Below are 16,511 nucleotides of genomic sequence, written 5' to 3'. Positions count from 1 at the left end.
GAGAAAGAGAGGATCTAAGCTCAATTTATCATGCCTATAGGGGAGAACTTTATGAAGAAGTTATAAAAGAGGGAGGAAAAATTATTGAAAAACTTTTTGAAAGGGGTAGTATAAGTGATTTAAAAATTGCAACAGATTTTCTTATAAAAAGTTACGAAAAACTAGAGACGGAACTGCCCTCAAATGTATTACACAAAAGAATCTTCTCATTAATTCATCTTGGTTATTTTGAAGAGGCTAAAAGATTAATTGATAGATTAAGTAAAAAAGAAAGATGTTATTATGAACTTTCCTCTCTTTACTATAACTTTATTGGGGATAAAGAAAAGAGTGTAGAGATTCTTAAAGAGGGAGTAAGCTCACTAAGAAGAGAGGGATGGAAACTTCTTTTACCTCTTGCAGAGGTCTTGCTTGATATGGGTAACTTTAGGGAAGGTTTTAGTGTACTAAAAAAGCTAAAAGATAAAGAGGATAAGTTTGAAGAAAAGGAGAGACTGAAATTTCTAATTCTCTATCAGACAGCTTTAGAGAATATAGGAGAGTATGCTAAATCTCTTGAAATATGTGAAAAAATTTATCGTGAAGCTGATAAACTTTCGTTGAGAGATGTATCAAATCTTGAGTATAGTATTGCCTTTAATCTTTTAATGCTTGGCAAAGTTGATGAAGCTGAGAAGTGGTTTGAAAAGTCGATAGAAAATTATGAGTTTTTAAGGGAATATAGATCCTTATCATCTGTTTTGCTTGAATATTCCTATCTTCTTTATACAAAGGGAGATTACGAAGGAGCCATTGAAAAAATTAAAAAGGCAAAGAGTTTAGCAGAGGGAATTAAAGATACGGATATACTTGCAAAGGCTGGTGCATATGAGGGAATTGTTTATTTAGCTATGGGAGATTTTAAAAAGGCTGAAAAATCCTTTAAGAATTCAATTTATCTACTTAAAGGAGAAAAAGTTCATAAAGCGATATATTCCAATATTCTTCACAACTATGCTACTCTTTTAATTTATAGAAAGAATTTTAAGGAGAGTATACCTTACTTTGAGGATGTTGTGAAGATAGCAAGAGAGGAGAATAATAGGTTTATAGAAAATCTTAATCTCTATTCGATTGCCCTTTCTTACTTTTTATCTGGAGATATTTCAAAGGCTTTAGAGTATATTGAAAAACCTCTTATTTACTTAAAAAAAGAAAAAATTCCGGTATTTAATTTTCGTGTCCTTTCCTTACTTTATAAAATAAAGACTCTTAGGGGAGAAAAGAGTGAGAAAATTTTGTCTCAAATTAAAAAAATAGCACTAGAGACTAATAGAGAAGATTTTCTCTCATTATATGAATTTTATAAAGAGTGGGATTCCAAAAACATAAAAAAGCTTGAAGAGATGCTTGAAATGATTAAGGCAAAACTGAAGTTTAATATCTATCTAATTGAAAAGTACTCGATTATGGTTTTAAAAAAATTATCTAAGAAAGATTATTTTTGAGATTCCTTTGCTCTCTAATTTCTGTAAATATATTCCATTTTTTAATTTGTTAACTTTTTTACCAGCTAGATCAATTAATAAGTGTCCACTTTCGAGAGAAGATCTATCTTTTGTCAAAACGTAAGATCTGTATTTATCTTTACCATTTGTGAAGCTGATCTTATCATTTTCTTTAACTCCTGTGCTTTCCAAGAGGGAGGAGCCGTATCCTGTACTTCTATTTGCCTTGAGCAAAAGATTTGGAGATGAAGTGACTTGATAAAATACCTCTTTTATAAGACCAGAGACTGTTTGTATTTGTCCTTTCCATATTAGTGGAGCCCACCATCTATCAAGAACCAAGCTATGGGAAAGAGAATCTCCATTTCCAAATCTTCCTTTACCCTGATATTCCATACGGATGTGCACTGTGACAACCTGTCCTATCGTAAGTTGTATAGTATCTATACCCATTATTCTACCTATTCCTTGTGTTATTAAAACAGTATCTTTAAATTGGTCTCTATCTATGTCAGTAATAAAGGTTTGATTCATTCCAGGGGGTGTCCACGTGTATGTTGGATTATGAAAAATATAAAAGGTGTCCGGAATTATTAATCCCTCTGGTAACAAGTTATTTTCGTTTCCATATACAGGTAGTGCAAAACCATAAACTAACGTAGAAGTATAGCTTCCAATGAATCTTATCCCGGTTCGGGAAATAGGGAATAAAGGAGAAATTCTTTGATATAAGGCTAAAGAAGTGTCTGGTAAAACAGTTGTAATACTTATTAACGAAATAGATGAGCTTACACCTTGAAAACCTGGTGTGCGTATACTATCAGTTCCTATATAGTTAAATATATAGGTTCTGTCAAGGCCCCAAAAATGAAGCCCACTTGCCTTAAGTAATGATATTTTGATTAAAGTTAGCACTAACTTTTTCATTTTTAGACCCCCTAAGTTATATAACTCCTTAAATAAGACTTGTCAAGTGATTTAGGTCACACCTCAGATCTAGATGAATTTCTCTACCATGAAAGTTGAGATTATATTCATTATTTCAAATGTGCCAGCACCTATTTCCATAAGATTTAACATTTAACTCACTTGCAAGAAGTTTTATTGTGGCGCTCTTTATCCTATTATCTTTCGAAAAATTATAATTTTTTGCTAAGAAGTAAAGATAGGTTCTAAGCACCTCAAGTTTTGTTGTATTTTTCTCAATTTTCTCTGAGATCATCTGAAATTCATATAAAAACTTGTTAAATTGTTTTCTTTCCTTAGAATGCCTTATTTGCCATTCAAGAGCTACATTGCAATTCCAAGAGATAAGGTAAAGAGTTTAGCAGAGAGAATTAAAGATACGGATATACTTGCAAAGGCTGGTGCATACGAGGGAATTGTTTATTTAGTTATGGGAGAGCTTAAAGTGGAATTCCAAAAACATAAGAAAACTTGAAGAAATGCTTAAAATAATTAAGACAAAACTGAAATTTAGCATATATTTAAAAGATTATCTTTGAAACTCTTCTGTTCTTTAACCTTTGTAAGTATATTCCATTTTTTAATTTGTTAACTCTTTTACTAGCTAAATCAACTAAAAGATGCTCATTTTTAAAGAGAAAATCTATCTTTTGTCAAAATGTAAGATCTATAAGCACGCAGAACCTATAGTGCTAAAAGTCTTTGAGAAACTCGGCATAGACGGGGATATGCCCTTTGAAAGTCCAAAGAGTGGAAACTTAAGAGACATCATATGGCTTAAATTTCTGGATAGTGGAGAAGAGGGAGGTTTTGAATAGCAAGCAGTATATACAGGTCAAGGAATTCTACCTCAAACCATACACAAAGTACGACAACGGACACACTGCCAGAACTTCAGAGGGTAATTTAGCTCAGGTTTTTACTTATATTTCGGTTTTCAGAGGCTTGGATTTCAAATTTTCTACTTTTTGTGTTATAATAAAAAGGGAGTTAAATCATGCCAAGTTGTCCATTGTGTGATACCAGAGTGGAGGCAGCGAACCATATAGAAAGTTATGTGTCTCCCTTTAATAACGAAGAGTACAAGCTATATCACTGTTCTAACTGTGACCTTCAATGGTGGGAGCCATTGAGGAGTGTATCACCGGAATTTTATGAACAGGAATTAGAAGTAAAGGAAGGTTATATTCTTCTTCATGAAGGTATAGATAGGAAAATAGGTAAGAACCATGAAGTGTTTTTTAAGTACATACCATTAAAGACAGGAAGATTGCTTGATATAGGTTGTGGAGATGGCCTATTTCTTGAGGAAGCAAAAAGGAGAGGTTACGAAGTTTGGGGTATAGACATCGATAGAAACTCAATACGGGTCTGTCAGGAAAAAAGAGGTTTGAGAAACACTTTTGTTATGGCACCTCAAGACTTTGCGGAGTTCTGTCAAAAGGAAGGTTTGAAATTTGACATAATTACCTTTTTTGAAGTTCTGGAACATCAAGATAAAATTATAGAGTTTATGGAAGCTGCAAAGAGTATACTAAAGTTAGGAGGATGGATAGCGGGCAGTGTGCCGAATAGAAATGGACGGCAAGTTAAAATTGTAGGGAAGTATACTATAATAGACTTCCCTCCTGAACATCCTTTAAGATTTTCAAGTGTAGCATTGAGTAATCTATTATACAAAGTGGGATTCCATAATCACCATATAATACCACTTTATCTGTCCATATACGAAGATGCATACTATCTTACTCTAAGATTATTAAGATTATTTGGTGATAACATAAAAAACACAAGAAAAATCTGTTATAGACTCTTCGGAAGCGAGAGTCTGAGAGATATACTAAAAGCTCCTGCAAAGGCAAGGATTTATAACACTATAAAATATGTGAAAAACTCTCTATTAATGCCCATAGTTTTAGTGTTTAGAGTGATTTATAGGGAAAGCCATGTTCTCTATTTTCAAGGAGAGTTGCTGCAGAAGAACTAGCTTCAAAGCTCTGGGTTATATATTATATATTTAGTCTACTTTTTGGAAGGTCTGTGGGTACTTTGCCACGCTAGTAGACATATAGCCTCAAAGGTAGAGTTCTCAAGTACTTGTCTTTCAATCTGTCTGTTAACCTCTTAGATCCATACCCTCAGAGGCAAAGAGTCTGAAATCAGGTATAATCTTGAGTCATGAGATAAAAGCCTGTTAAACAAAAATAGCCTAGGTACAGAAAAGACCCAGGCGCAGGAAAAACTTATTCAAGACAGACTTTGAAAAGAAAGTTCTAATTTACGAGTCTTTTCTTACCCCGATATTCCACTCAGATGTGAACTGAGACAACTTGTCCTATCGGAAGTTGTATAGTATCTATACCTATTATTTTAACTATTCCTTGTGCTACCTAAGAAAGTATCCTTAGCTTAGTCCCTGTCTATATTGGTAAAAAAGTTCAATTCACTCCGGAGTGTCTATTTGTATGTTGAATTATGAGAAATATAAAAGGTGTCTAGAATTATTAATCCATTCAGTAACAAGCTATTTACATCTCCATATACGGGAAGTGCAAAACTATAAACTAGCGTAGAAGTATCACTTCCAACGAATCTTATCCCAGCTTGGGAAATAGGGAATAAAAGAGAGACTCTTTGATGTAGGGCTAAAGAAATGTCTGCCAGAGTAGAAGTAGATGAACTTACACTTTGAAAACCTGATGTACGTGTACTGTCAGTTTCTTATACGGTTGTTAAATACGTATGTTCTGCCAAGATCCCGGAAAGAAAGCCCAATTGCTTTTAGTAGCGATATTTTGATTAAGCTTAACACTAACTTTTTTATTTTTAGACCCCCTAAGGTTATATAACTCCTTAAATAAGTTAAATAAGACTTGTCAGGTGATTTAGATCAAAGTGTGATTTTTTAAATATGATTTTAGTTAGGGCTAACTAAATGAATTTCTCTATCATAACAGTTGAGATTATATATTTCATTATTTCAGATGTACCAGCACCTATTTCCATAAGTTTAGCGTCTCTTAAATATCTTTCTGCTGGATACTCCTTAGTGTAACCATAGCCCCCCAATATCTGTATAGCATCCAGCGAAGATTTAACACCTAACTCACTTGCAAGAAGTTTTATTGTAGCGCTCTCTATCCTATTATCCTTTGAAAAATTATAATTTTTTGCTAAGAAGTAAAGATAGGTTCTAAGAACCTCAAGTTTTGCTGTATTTTCCGCAATTTTTTCTGAGATCATCTGAAATTCATATAAAAACTTGTTAAATTGCTTTCTTTCCCTTGAATACCTTATTTGCCATTCAAGAGCTGACATTGCAATTCCAAGAGATATTGAGGCAATCGTTATTCTTTCAACTTCGAGACATTTTACAAGTATACTAAATCCTTTATCTTTTTCTCCAAGTAGGTTTTCTTTAGGACAGTAAGCATTGTCAAAAAATAAAGAAGCAGTAGGTGATCCCCTCATCCCCATTTTTTCAAATTTTTTACTAACAGAAAACCCCTCAGTGTTTGTCTCAAATATAAGGGCAGATATACCTTCTTTCCCCTTATCAGGTGACGTTTTTGCATATAAAATAATAAGATCAGCTATTGAACCGTTAGTGATAAAAGTTTTACTTCCACTTATTTTAAATCCACCTTCAGTTTCTAGGGCCACTGTTTTTATAGATGCCGCATCAGAACCTGCCTCAGGTTCAGTAATTGCTAAGGCGCCTATAATTTCACCTTTTGCAAGTTTAGGTAAAAACTTTTCTTTTTGCTCTTTATTTCCAAATCTTGTTATAGGGTGAGCACATAGAACTGAATGGGCAAGTAAAGAAAGAGCTATAGAAGGGCTCTCTTTTGCTATTTCCTCAAGAACAATACAGGCTGAGACTAAATCCTCACCTAAGCCCCCATAAGTTTCTGGTATGAGAATTCCTGTAAATCCAAGTTCTGAAATTTCTTTAAAAATCTCCTTGGGAAATTGATCGGTTTCATCAATTTTAGATGCTATAGGTGCTATTTTTTCTCTTACAAATTTTCTAACAGTTTCCCTTAAAAGTTTATGTTCTTCGTTTTCAATATGATTTAAAAGTTCACCAAACATTAAAAGATTATATGTTCAAGTTGCCTTTAATTTAAATTTGATTTTAAATTTAAATATGAGAACTTTTTTAATTTTATTTGTGTTTTTTTTGTCCTGTTTAAGCATGAAAAGGACTCAGACCAAAGTGGTTGAGTTTAAGAATTTGCAAAAGGGGTTTTATTCAGGAATTAGGGAAAAAAAGACAGTTGTAATAAAGGATAAAGAAGAATTTTTGAATCTGTGGAAAGAGTTAACATCGATCTTTTTACCTCCTTCTGATCCTCCTGACATAGACTTTAATAAACACGTTTTAATCTGTGTTTTTATGGGAGAAAAACCAACAGGTGGATATGAGGTTGAGATAAAAAGTATTATAGAAAAAAAAGATGAGGTATCAGTCTATGTGAGGGAAATTTCACCTGGAAAAAATTGCATTGTTACTATGGCTCTTACACAACCTTATCACATTGTTATCCTCAAAAAAACTCAAAAGGAATTTAAATTTTACTTTGAAGTGGAAATAAGAGATTGTCCTTAATAAATTTTTCTTTCAAAAATTGCCAGAGTTTCTACATGGTAAGTTTGTGGAAAAAAATCTAAGGAAATTAATCTTTTTAAATCGTAGCCTAGTGAAATCAAATTAACTGTATCTCTTGCAACTGTTGGAGGATAACAGGAAAGGTAAAGGATTTTATGGGGTTTTATCTTTTCTATACCTTCGATTACCTCTTTTTCAACTCCTTTCCTTGGAGGATCAATTATAAAAATATCACCTTTTAGAAAATTTAGTGCATTAGCAGCGTCATCTTTAATTATTTCTACGTTAAAAAAATCATTAATCCTTTGGTTATAAATGGCATCCTTGCACGATGACTCGCTTATTTCAACAATATAAACTTTTTTAAAAAACTTTGAAAAAGAAAAGCCAAATAATCCAACTCCACCATAAAGATCTATAAGAACTTCATAGCCCTTAATTTCTTCTCTCATTATATCAATCAAATGAGGTAAAATTGAAGGATTAACCTGAAAGAAAGATCTTGATGACACTCTAAAGGTAAGATCACCTACATGCTCAAATATATAGTCTCTTCCATAAAGAACCCTCTCTTCCTCACCAAAAATAATATTTCCCTTTGTTGGATTAATGTTTTCTACAATACCTGTTATGTTACCTAATTCCAAAACTCTATTTACTATTCTTTTTGGAAATCCTCTTCTTTTTGTTACAAAAGTTATTAAATTTTCCTTTTCATCTTTATTCGTTCTTATCGATAAATATCTAAGTCTTCCAAAATCTTCATTTTCATCGTATATAGTAATTCTTTCTTCCTGAATTATATCTTTTATTTTTAGCATAAGATCTATTATTATTTTCTTTTGAATTGGGCAATCTGATATTGAGATTAAATAGTGACTCTCTCTTTTATAAAAGCCAGCATAGACTTTTCCCTTAACTCTTTTTAAGGGAAAATGTGCTCTTGTTCTGTAATAAAGAATTTCTGGAGAGGGAACTATTGGTTCTAAGGGTAAATCTTTTATTTTAGCAATATGGTGAAAAGCATCTTTTACTATATCTTCTTTTAGTTTTAGTTGAAAGTTATAATTTGCCATTTGAAAATGGCATCCCCCGCATTCGCCAAAATACTTACATACCGGCTTTACACGATTTTCATTTTTACTTATTATTTTAATCGGATAGGCAAAAATAAGATCTTTTTTTTCTTCTTCAACAAAAACTTTAACTTTTTCTCCAGGTAAAACAAAGGGTGTCAAAACTACTTTGCCTTTGTCCCTTGATAGTCCGTAACCTTCTTGAACTATTTTTTCAATTTCTATTTCAAATTCCTTGGGCATAAATATGCTGAACTACTTTTCTTGATAAATCTTTAGCTGCCTCTTTTATTGCCTCCTCTTCTGTTTTCTCTCTTATGTCATAAGTACTTTCACCCTGAAACTCAACAGATTCAAAAACTTCCCCTCCCTCCCTATTAATAAATTTAATTTTTGCTTTTATTGTAATTTTATAAGAAAAAACTTCTCCATAACCTATTACTCCAAAGGGAGATTTTATATACCTCGTTATCTCTCCTTTAATAATAAGATCGGCTTTATCAGGATCTTTTACCTTTATTCTTCTATCTTCTAAAATTGCTTCTATAAAACTTTGTGTTACAAAGCTTTCTATGCCAAGTCTTTCTGATGAATTTGAAAAGTTTTCAACTCCTATACTTTTTATGTTATGAGGTAAAGGTGGATAAAACGAATAGACACAGAATTTTAGAGAAATTAAAAATAAAGAAATGAGTATTTTATTCACTTAAGAATTTATCAAAAATATCGCCGTAGATAGGAAAGTTTTTTGTTAACTCTATGACTTTCTTCCTAATCTCTTTTGCTTTACTTTCACTTTTTGAACTTAACACCTCAAAGATTAGCTCTCCGATATATTCCATTTCCTTTTCTTTCATACCTCTTGTTGTTACGCAGGGTGAACCAATTCTTATTCCGCTTGTTATAGCAGGAGGTTTATCATCAAAGGGTATAGTGTTTTTATTTACTACTATTCCAGCCATATTAAGTAGCTCTTCAGCTTGTTTTCCCGTTATTTCTAAGGGTTTTAAATCAATTAGAGAAAGGTGTGTATCAGTTCCCCCTGAAACTAATCTTAGACCCTTTTCACTTAACACTGAGGCTAATTTTCTTGAGTTTTTAATAACTTGATCTATGTATTCTTTAAATTCTGGTTCACTTGCTTCTTTGAAACACACGGCTTTTGCAGCTATTACATGTTCCAGGGGTCCTCCCTGAGTACCAGGGAAAACAGCCTTATCTATTTTCTCAGCCAATTCCTTTGTTGTAAGGATAAATCCCCCTCTTGGACCGCGCAAAGTTTTATGAGTTGTCCCTGTGACTACATGGGCGTAAGGGAAGGGATTTGGGTGATAACCGGCTGCTACAAGTCCTGTAATGTGGGCTATATCTGCAAGAAGATATGCCTCAACTTCATCTGCGATTTCTCTAAAGGTTTTAAAGTCTATTTGGCGTGGATAGGCAGAGTATCCACAGACTATAATTTTTGGTCTTTCTTTTTTAGCAAGCTCTCTCACTTCATCGAAATCTATAGTTTCGGTATCTTTCCTTACACCGTATTGAATGACTTTGTAGTATTTACCTGCAGCACTAACGCTGTGACCGTGAGACAAATGTCCGCCATGAGGAAGTTTCATAGAAAGAATTTTGTCCTGTTCTTTCAATAGGGCAAGATAGCAAGCTAAATTTGCTTGAGTTCCAGAGTGGGGTTGAACATTTGCGTGTTCTGCGTTAAAGAGTTTTTTTAATCTTTCAATTGCTATATGCTCTATCTCATCTATGATCTCGCATCCTCCATAGTATCTTTTATAAGGGTATCCCTCGGCATACTTATTTGAAAGTGGTGTTCCCATTACTTTTAAGACGTTATAGGAGGCATAGTTTTCAGATGCAATTAAGATAATATTCTCCTCTTGTCTTTTTATTTCTTTTTTAACCAGTTCATAAATTTCATAATCGAAATTTTTTGTAAAACTTTTCATAATATAATTATAATTTAATTGCTATGTGAAAATCTTACTTATTCTCTCTTAAAATCAATTAATGATAACTTTTTTAATCTTTTTAATTCCCCTTTTAGGTTCATTAACTCTTTTTTTTATAAGAGAGGAGAAAAGGAGTTTTATTTTCAATCTATCTATTTTTTACTCATCTTTACCGCTTTTATATAGTTTTTTCTATCTTTTAATTTATTTAAGAAACCCGCTTTTAGAATTTTACCTTTTAAGGTTTTATTTTGGCTTTTTCGATTTTGTCTTTAAAATAGATTCTTTTTCGATTTTCTTAATTTTTTTGAATAATTTGCTTTTCTTTGTTTCCCTATTATTTTCAAAAGAGGATATTTATTTTAGAATAAAGGAGTTTAACATTTGGCTTTTAATTTCTCAATCCTCTTTAAATTTACTCTTCTCTTCAGATTCTCTTTTACCATTTTTCATTTTCTGGGAATTTTCTATTGTGCCCTTTTATTTTCTGATTGGAATATGGGGTGGTGAAAGGAAAAGAGTTGCAAACTATAAGTTTGTATTTTATACCTTACTTTCTGGAGTTTTTCTTTTAGCAGGAATTTTAGGAGTAAAACTTAATATTTTTGGTAAAGATAGTTTTATAGGCTTTTGGCTTTTTCTTTTGAGTTTTATGATTAAAGTTCCGCTTTTTCCCTTCCATACCTGGCTTCCTGATGCTCATACTGAGGCTCCAACAGCTGGAAGTGTGATACTTGCAGGTGTTCTTTTAAAAATGGGAACTTGGGGATTTTATAAGTTTTTAGTACCTCTTTTCCCTCATGCTTTCCTTACCTTTAGAGATTTAATTATTTTCCTTTCGATCTTTTCTATCTTTTATGGAGCTTTAATGAGTTTCACTCAGGAAGATCTTAAAAGGCTTATAGCTTACTCAAGTGTTTCTCATATGGGTTTTGTAATCTTGGGTTTATCAATGCAAAATTTATCAGGGATAGAAGGAGCCTTTTTTCAAATGTTTAATCATGGTATAACAACTGGTGCTCTTTTTATACTTGTTGGGATTTTATATAAAAGAACTCATTCAAGGGAATTATCGGATTATGGTGGGATATCAAAGGTAGTGCCAGTTTTCTCTTTTTATTTTGTCATATTCTTTTTATCCACTGCAGGACTTCCCGGAACGGCAAATTTTGTGGGCGAATTTCTTGTAATTTACTCTTCTATTGTAAATAAGCTCAGTTATGGTATTATACTTTCCTTTGCCCCCTTTTTCGCTCTACTTTACTCCACAAAAGCAATAAAAAGAACAATTTGGGGAGAACTTAAAAAGGAAAATCTCAAACAACTCTCTGATATTAATCTGACAGAAAGGATTATTCTTTTTTTGCTACTTTTCTTTGTATTTTTAATTGGGCTTTTGCCCTCTCCCTTTTTATATTTATTTTATAGATGATGATAAGGGATATTATTTTTAGCTACTTGCAAGAAATTCTTTTAACGATATTTCTAATTGTGAATATTTTTTATATGCTGGCACAAAGAAAAAGGTTTTATAACTTATTTGTTGTATTTTCTTATTTAGCTTTGTTAGCCGCTGATTATTTTGTAAAGGCCGATGGTTTTTTGATTTTGCTTGATGCTAGCACTTTTTTAATGCTTTATATTTTTTATATAAATCAGGATAAAAAAGACTTTTCAGTAAGTAATTTTTTTATTTTTGCTCATCTTCTATCTTTACATCTTATTTTAAAGACTGACAACTTGATTATATTTTTTATTTCTCTTGAAATTTTGTCCTTTGTTTTCTACATTCTAATTGGTCTTGAGTCTAAAAAAATTAGGGATTTTTCTCCTATCATTAGGTATTTTGTAATAGGTTCCATTACATCTTTAATTATGCTATTTTCACTTATTCTTATTTATTCAGAAACTCAAAGTTTGAAGTACACGTCCTTAAGTCTTTTTAATAGAAACGATGTAGTTTTTAGACTCTCGATAATTTTATTTATTTTTTCACTAGGTTTCAAAATACTTTTTATACCTTTCCAATTTTTTATGCCCGATATCTTCGAAAAAGTTGGAATCCCCTATTTGACCTTAATTTCTTTAACACCTAAAGCCGGTATACTTATTTTTCTTTATAAGATAAAATATTATTTACCTGAAATAATCTTCCCTTTGCCTCTTTTTGCAATTGTAACAATTTTTATTTCAAATTTAGCTGGTATTTATGACAACAAAGTAAAGAGAGTCTTAGCTTATTCATCTATTTCTCATTCTGGTTTTCTTTTGTTTTCTGTTTTACTTCCTGAGCCCTATTCAAGAAAGGTTCTTCTCTACTATCTTTTAAATTACTTCATTATGAAAGGGGGCTTCTTTCTTTCTTTAAATTATCTTTTTAAAGATCAGAAAGATTTAGAGTTTGAAAAAATAAGAGGCTTATATTTTACAGATAAGGTTTTAGCAATTTCTGGTCTTTTCTATATTCTATCCCTCTTTTCCTTCCCTCCTACAGGAGGCTTTTTTGCAAAATTTTACCTATTCTATGAGCTTTATAGGGCTGGTTTTATTTTAGAAGTTTTTATTTTATTACTTTTGACAGTTCTTTCTTTTGGTTACTATATTAAATTCTTAAATAGTTTCTTCCTTGAACCAGCAGTTTTAAGAGAAAGAAAATACTCTAAATTCTATGAATACTATACACTTTTACTATCAATTGTTTCTCTTTGTGGAGCTGTTTTTATAAAATTCTTTCTATGATAGTTGATCTTAAGACTTTAAAAAAAATTTTAAAAAGTTTAAGGAAAGAGAATAAAAAAATAGTTTTTACAAACGGTTGCTTTGACTTAATTCATGCTGGTCATATTGAGCTGTTAAAGAAAGCAAAAAAGAAGGGAGATGTTCTTATTGTGGGACTAAACTCTGACTCTTCTATTAAAAAAATAAAGGGAGATAAAAGACCAATAGTAAATGAAAAAGATAGAGCAAAAATTCTTGATTCAATAAAGTATGTAGATTACGTGATATTTTTTAATGAGAAAACTCCTTATAGACTTATAAAAGAAATAAAACCGGACGTGCTTGTGAAGGGAGCAGATTATAAAATAGATGAGGTAGTTGGAGGTGATATAGTTCTTAAAAGAGGAGGTGAAGTTTTTCTTGTACCTCTTGTAAAAGGTAAGAGCACATCTAATTTAATTAAGAAGATATTATCTTTATATGCTAGAGATTGATTTTAGTAAGTTTTTAAATGAGGAGCAGCTTAGAGCGTGTTTTCATAAAGAGGGACCTGCTTTTGTACTTTCAGGGGCTGGTACTGGAAAGACAAGAGTTTTGACCTTTAGGATCGTTTATTTGATTCAAAATAACGTTCCACCTGATAGAATTCTTGCACTTACCTTTACTAATAAAGCTGCTGATGAGATGAAAGAAAGAATAAAAGATCTCATTAAAGATAGTTATAAGAAAATTTGGATGGGAACCTTTCACTCCATAGCCGCAAGAATTTTAAGAGAAGACGGAAAAGTAATTGATATACCGGAAAATTTTGTAATATACGACAGGGACGACAGTAAAAGAATTATAAAAGAAATAATAGGCAAAGATGAAAACACAGCTTTATGGGTTGAAAGAATATCCAAAATAAGAAATGAGATTTTATATCCAGATAAAGATGAGAGAGAAATTGTAAATAAATACATAGAAATTTTGAGAAAAAATAGAGCTCTTGATTTTGACGACCTATTACTTCTTTTACTTGAACTTTTTAAAAAATCTTCAAAAGTAAGAGAGTATTACCAAGAGAAATTTTTACATATTCTTGTTGACGAATATCAAGATACATCTTTAATTCAGTATAGGATTTTAAAGGTACTTTCAAAAAAGCACAAGAATTTGTTTGTTGTAGGTGACGAGGATCAGTCAATTTATGGTTTTAGAGGCGCAAGAGTTGACAATGTCTTTGATATAATTAGGGATTTTCCTGAAATAAAAATTTATCGTTTAGAGAGGAATTACCGTTCCCATGAAATTATCTTAAAAGCTGCAAATTCGGTAATTAGTAAAAATACAAAAAGACTTGGTAAAAGTTTATGGACAGATGTAAGAAAGGGGAAAAAGATTAAAATTATAGAGACAGAAAATGAAAGAGACGAAGCTTTGAAAGTTTACGAAATAATAAAAAATTATAGTCCAGAAGAGGTACTTTTATTATATAGAACAAATGCTCAATCAAGACCCTTTGAAGAGGTTTTTAATTCAAAGGGTATACCTTACCAAGTTGTAGGATCCTTAAAGTTTTTTGAAAGACGAGAGATAAAGGATTTTGTGGCCTATTTGAAATTTATTGTCAACTCCTTTGACTTTCTTAGTCTTGAAAGATTAATAGAGGCACCAAGGAGAGGTATCGGTGAAAGTACTTTAAAAAAATTAAAGGAGTTAAGAGAGAAAAAGGGAATATCTTTTCTTGAAGCAATGAAAGATGAAGAATTTTTAAAAAACCTTAATCAAAATTCAAGATCAAGTATAATTAAATTAGTTGAACTTTTTGAAAATATCATTTCAAACCTTCAAAAGTTAAACGTACTTGAGATAGCTGAAAAAATCTACGAAGAAGTTGAGTATGTAAAGCATTTAAGAAAAATATCCTCAGATGAGTATAATTTTGAGATGAGGTATCAAAATATTTTAGAGCTCTTTGCTTCTATGAGAGAGTTTGTTTTGCGAGAGGAGGATAGGTCACTTATGGGTTATTTACAAAATGTTATTTTAAGAGTTGATGAGGAGGATCTTAATAAAAATAGTTACGTGATGATGACCTTACATAATGCAAAGGGTTTAGAAAGAGATGTTGTTATAATTGTTGGTTTAGAGGAGGGGTTATTTCCTCATTTTTTATCTCTTGAAAGTCAAGCTGATATAGAAGAAGAAAGAAGGCTTTTTTACGTTGGGTTGACAAGAGCAAAAAAGGAGGTTTATTTGCTTTATTCAAAGGAGAGGTGGAGGAGAGGAGTAAGAGAGACTGTGCCTTCAAGATTTTTATATGAGATTTCACCGGATTGTGTAGAGTGGAAAGTTAAGGAAGAAAGAAAAAAAGATGAAGTTTTTAAAAAAGGAGATAGGGTTACTCATCCTTTTTGGGGGGATGGTATTGTTCTTGAGGTTGCTGATGGAAAAGCAAGGATTAGGTTTTTTAGAAGAGGAGAGGTTACGCTTGTTTTAAGGAAGGCTATAGGGCTTAGAAAGTTATATTTAAATGAATAAAAGGCTTATTAGTTTTGTTATTTTAGAAAATTTATTTTTTATATTTTTTTTCACATTTTCGGTGATAATTCTTTATGTAGTAATTGATTTTTTTGAGAATATAGATAAGTTTTTGAAGGGTTTTTCTTTAGTTAAGGTTTCTCTTTTTTATTTTTTCCAAATGCCTTATCTTTTTGTTTTGCTTTTGCCGGTAGGTTCGCTTCTTGCGCCTTTTTTTACAATTGGAAGAATGGCGCGTGATTTTGAGTTAATAGCTATTAAAACAAGTGGTATAAACTTAAAAAAATTTTTCATTCCACTTGCTATAACCGGTATATTTTTATCTTTACTTTCTTTTATAGTGAATGAGACTTTAGAGCCTTATTTTATGCGGAGGGCCCTAAGTATTAAATATAGGGAGATAGAAAAAAGACCTGCTCCATGGGAGAGAATTTTTGAGACAAATTTTAATTTTATAGAGAGGGTAGATGGGATCGATAGATTTTTTCATTTTGGATTAATTGATTCAAGAAGAAAGGAGGGGCAAGAAATTTATATTCTTGAGACTTCAAAGGGTAAAACTAAGCGATTTATTTATTCTAAAAGGGGTAAATTCACTAAGAATGGTTGGGAGTTAATTGATGGAGTTATATATGAGTATAGTTTAGTAAGTGAGGATGTTGTAAATTTTGAAAATTTTAGCAATAGGCTTTTTGAGGATATGAGGATATCTCCTATTGAAATGCTTTCATTGAGGAAGTCGTTAGAGGAAATGAATATTTTTGAGATAAAAAAGTTGATAAATGTTTTAAGAAGTGCTGGTTTAGATAGTAAAAAGGAGGAGGTTGAGTTTTTTGTTCATTTTTCTTTTCCCTTTTCGGTTTTTATAACGCTTCTGTTTTCAGTATCGCTTTCTACGAGGATAAGGCAAAAGGGGAGAGCCTTTGTTTTGACGCTTGCGACAGCTCTTTCATTTATATATTGGGGGCTTTTAGAGATATCAAGAGCTATGGGTTACGCCTATATTTTACCTCCCTTTTTTTCAGCTTGGCTGCCCAATTTTATATTTTTAATTCCAGCAATAATACTTTTTCTAAAAATAGAAGTTTGAGGATGCAGTTATTTTGTGAGATAGTACTTAAAAAACTTCTACCATCTTTTTAATGTAAAATTTTGACTTTTTTTT

The 16,511-nt window shown here is 31.7% G+C and carries 16 protein-coding genes; 10 read left to right on the top strand and 6 right to left on the bottom strand.

Annotated features, from left to right (window positions below; translation table 11 throughout):
• A partial coding sequence (locus ABDH49_05525) for a tetratricopeptide repeat protein (GenBank protein ID MEN3046423.1) occupies window positions 1-1,487 on the top strand: 1,487 nt, incomplete at its 5' end.
• Here ABDH49_05525 and ABDH49_05520 read toward each other — a convergent pair.
• Window positions 1,464-2,414 carry a hypothetical protein gene (locus tag ABDH49_05520; protein ID MEN3046422.1) on the bottom strand — a complete coding sequence of 317 codons (951 nt, stop codon included), beginning with the start codon at window positions 2,412-2,414 and terminating at the stop codon, window positions 1,464-1,466. The genes ABDH49_05525 and ABDH49_05520 overlap by 24 nt on opposite strands.
• Window positions 2,415-2,529: 115 nt before the next feature.
• A complete protein-coding gene (locus tag ABDH49_05515) occupies window positions 2,530-2,763 on the bottom strand; it encodes an acyl-CoA dehydrogenase family protein (protein MEN3046421.1) in 234 nt (77 codons plus the stop codon).
• On the opposite strand from ABDH49_05515, the gene ABDH49_05510 reads away from it, so the two are divergent.
• The 3 genes from ABDH49_05510 to ABDH49_05500 all read left to right on the top strand — a co-directional run bounded on the left by ABDH49_05510 (window position 2,764) and on the right by ABDH49_05500 (window position 4,440).
• Window positions 2,764-2,928, top strand: a complete 165-nt coding sequence (locus ABDH49_05510; protein ID MEN3046420.1) for a hypothetical protein — start codon at window positions 2,764-2,766, stop codon at window positions 2,926-2,928.
• A 145-nt stretch (window positions 2,929-3,073) separates the two neighbouring features.
• Window positions 3,074-3,271: a hypothetical protein gene (locus tag ABDH49_05505; protein MEN3046419.1), complete on the top strand. Its 198-nt coding sequence runs from the start codon at window positions 3,074-3,076 to the stop codon at window positions 3,269-3,271.
• A gap of 209 nt (window positions 3,272-3,480) precedes the next feature.
• Window positions 3,481-4,440, top strand: coding sequence for a class I SAM-dependent methyltransferase (locus ABDH49_05500; GenBank protein MEN3046418.1), 960 nt, complete (start codon window positions 3,481-3,483; stop codon window positions 4,438-4,440).
• Window positions 4,441-5,384: 944 nt separating this feature from the next.
• On the opposite strand, the gene ABDH49_05495 is transcribed toward ABDH49_05500, so the two are convergent.
• The gene (locus tag ABDH49_05495; GenBank protein ID MEN3046417.1) at window positions 5,385-6,548 is read right to left on the bottom strand and encodes an acyl-CoA dehydrogenase family protein; all 1,164 of its coding nucleotides are present in this window, start codon (window positions 6,546-6,548) and stop codon (window positions 5,385-5,387) included.
• 124 nt (window positions 6,549-6,672) lie between these two features.
• Between ABDH49_05495 and ABDH49_05490 the strand changes: the two genes are divergently transcribed.
• Window positions 6,673-7,065 (top strand): protease complex subunit PrcB family protein, encoded by a 393-nt coding sequence (locus ABDH49_05490; protein ID MEN3046416.1) that lies wholly within the window; start codon window positions 6,673-6,675, stop codon window positions 7,063-7,065.
• Here ABDH49_05490 and rlmD read toward each other — a convergent pair.
• Genes rlmD through glyA form a run of 3 tightly spaced genes read right to left on the bottom strand, consistent with a single transcriptional unit; the run spans window position 7,062 to window position 10,102 of the window.
• On the bottom strand, window positions 7,062-8,384 hold the full coding sequence (gene rlmD / locus ABDH49_05485) for a 23S rRNA (uracil(1939)-C(5))-methyltransferase RlmD (GenBank protein MEN3046415.1): 1,323 nt from the start codon (window positions 8,382-8,384) through the stop codon (window positions 7,062-7,064). The two genes, ABDH49_05490 and rlmD, sit on opposite strands and share 4 nt — an antisense overlap.
• Window positions 8,368-8,847 (bottom strand): LptE family protein, encoded by a 480-nt coding sequence (locus tag ABDH49_05480; protein ID MEN3046414.1) that lies wholly within the window; start codon window positions 8,845-8,847, stop codon window positions 8,368-8,370. Before ABDH49_05480 ends, rlmD begins: the two co-directional genes overlap by 17 nt.
• Complete coding sequence (gene glyA / locus ABDH49_05475; GenBank protein ID MEN3046413.1) at window positions 8,840-10,102, bottom strand: serine hydroxymethyltransferase; 1,263 nt, start codon at window positions 10,100-10,102, stop codon at window positions 8,840-8,842. The genes ABDH49_05480 and glyA overlap by 8 nt, the downstream gene beginning before the upstream one ends.
• Window positions 10,103-10,163: 61 nt before the next feature.
• Between glyA and ABDH49_05470 the strand changes: the two genes are divergently transcribed.
• The 5 genes from ABDH49_05470 to ABDH49_05450 are packed head-to-tail and all read left to right on the top strand — an operon-like array spanning window position 10,164 to window position 16,436.
• On the top strand, window positions 10,164-11,537 hold the full coding sequence (locus ABDH49_05470) for an NADH-quinone oxidoreductase subunit M (GenBank protein ID MEN3046412.1): 1,374 nt from the start codon (window positions 10,164-10,166) through the stop codon (window positions 11,535-11,537).
• Entirely contained in the window at window positions 11,534-12,844 is a 1,311-nt protein-coding gene (locus tag ABDH49_05465; GenBank protein MEN3046411.1) for a proton-conducting transporter membrane subunit, read from the top strand. The genes ABDH49_05470 and ABDH49_05465 overlap by 4 nt, the downstream gene beginning before the upstream one ends.
• On the top strand, window positions 12,841-13,317 hold the full coding sequence (gene rfaE2 / locus ABDH49_05460; GenBank protein MEN3046410.1) for a D-glycero-beta-D-manno-heptose 1-phosphate adenylyltransferase: 477 nt from the start codon (window positions 12,841-12,843) through the stop codon (window positions 13,315-13,317). Before ABDH49_05465 ends, rfaE2 begins: the two co-directional genes overlap by 4 nt.
• Window positions 13,304-15,346, top strand: coding sequence for a UvrD-helicase domain-containing protein (locus tag ABDH49_05455; protein ID MEN3046409.1), 2,043 nt, complete (start codon window positions 13,304-13,306; stop codon window positions 15,344-15,346). The genes rfaE2 and ABDH49_05455 overlap by 14 nt, the downstream gene beginning before the upstream one ends.
• Entirely contained in the window at window positions 15,339-16,436 is a 1,098-nt protein-coding gene (locus ABDH49_05450) for an LptF/LptG family permease (GenBank protein MEN3046408.1), read from the top strand. Before ABDH49_05455 ends, ABDH49_05450 begins: the two co-directional genes overlap by 8 nt.
• Window positions 16,437-16,511 lie beyond the last annotated feature (75 nt).

It is taken from the genome of Candidatus Hydrothermales bacterium (assembly GCA_039630235.1).
GTDB lineage: Bacteria > Hydrothermota > Hydrothermia > Hydrothermales > JAJRUZ01 > JBCNVI01.
This window is presented reverse-complemented; position numbering and strand designations above follow the sequence as displayed.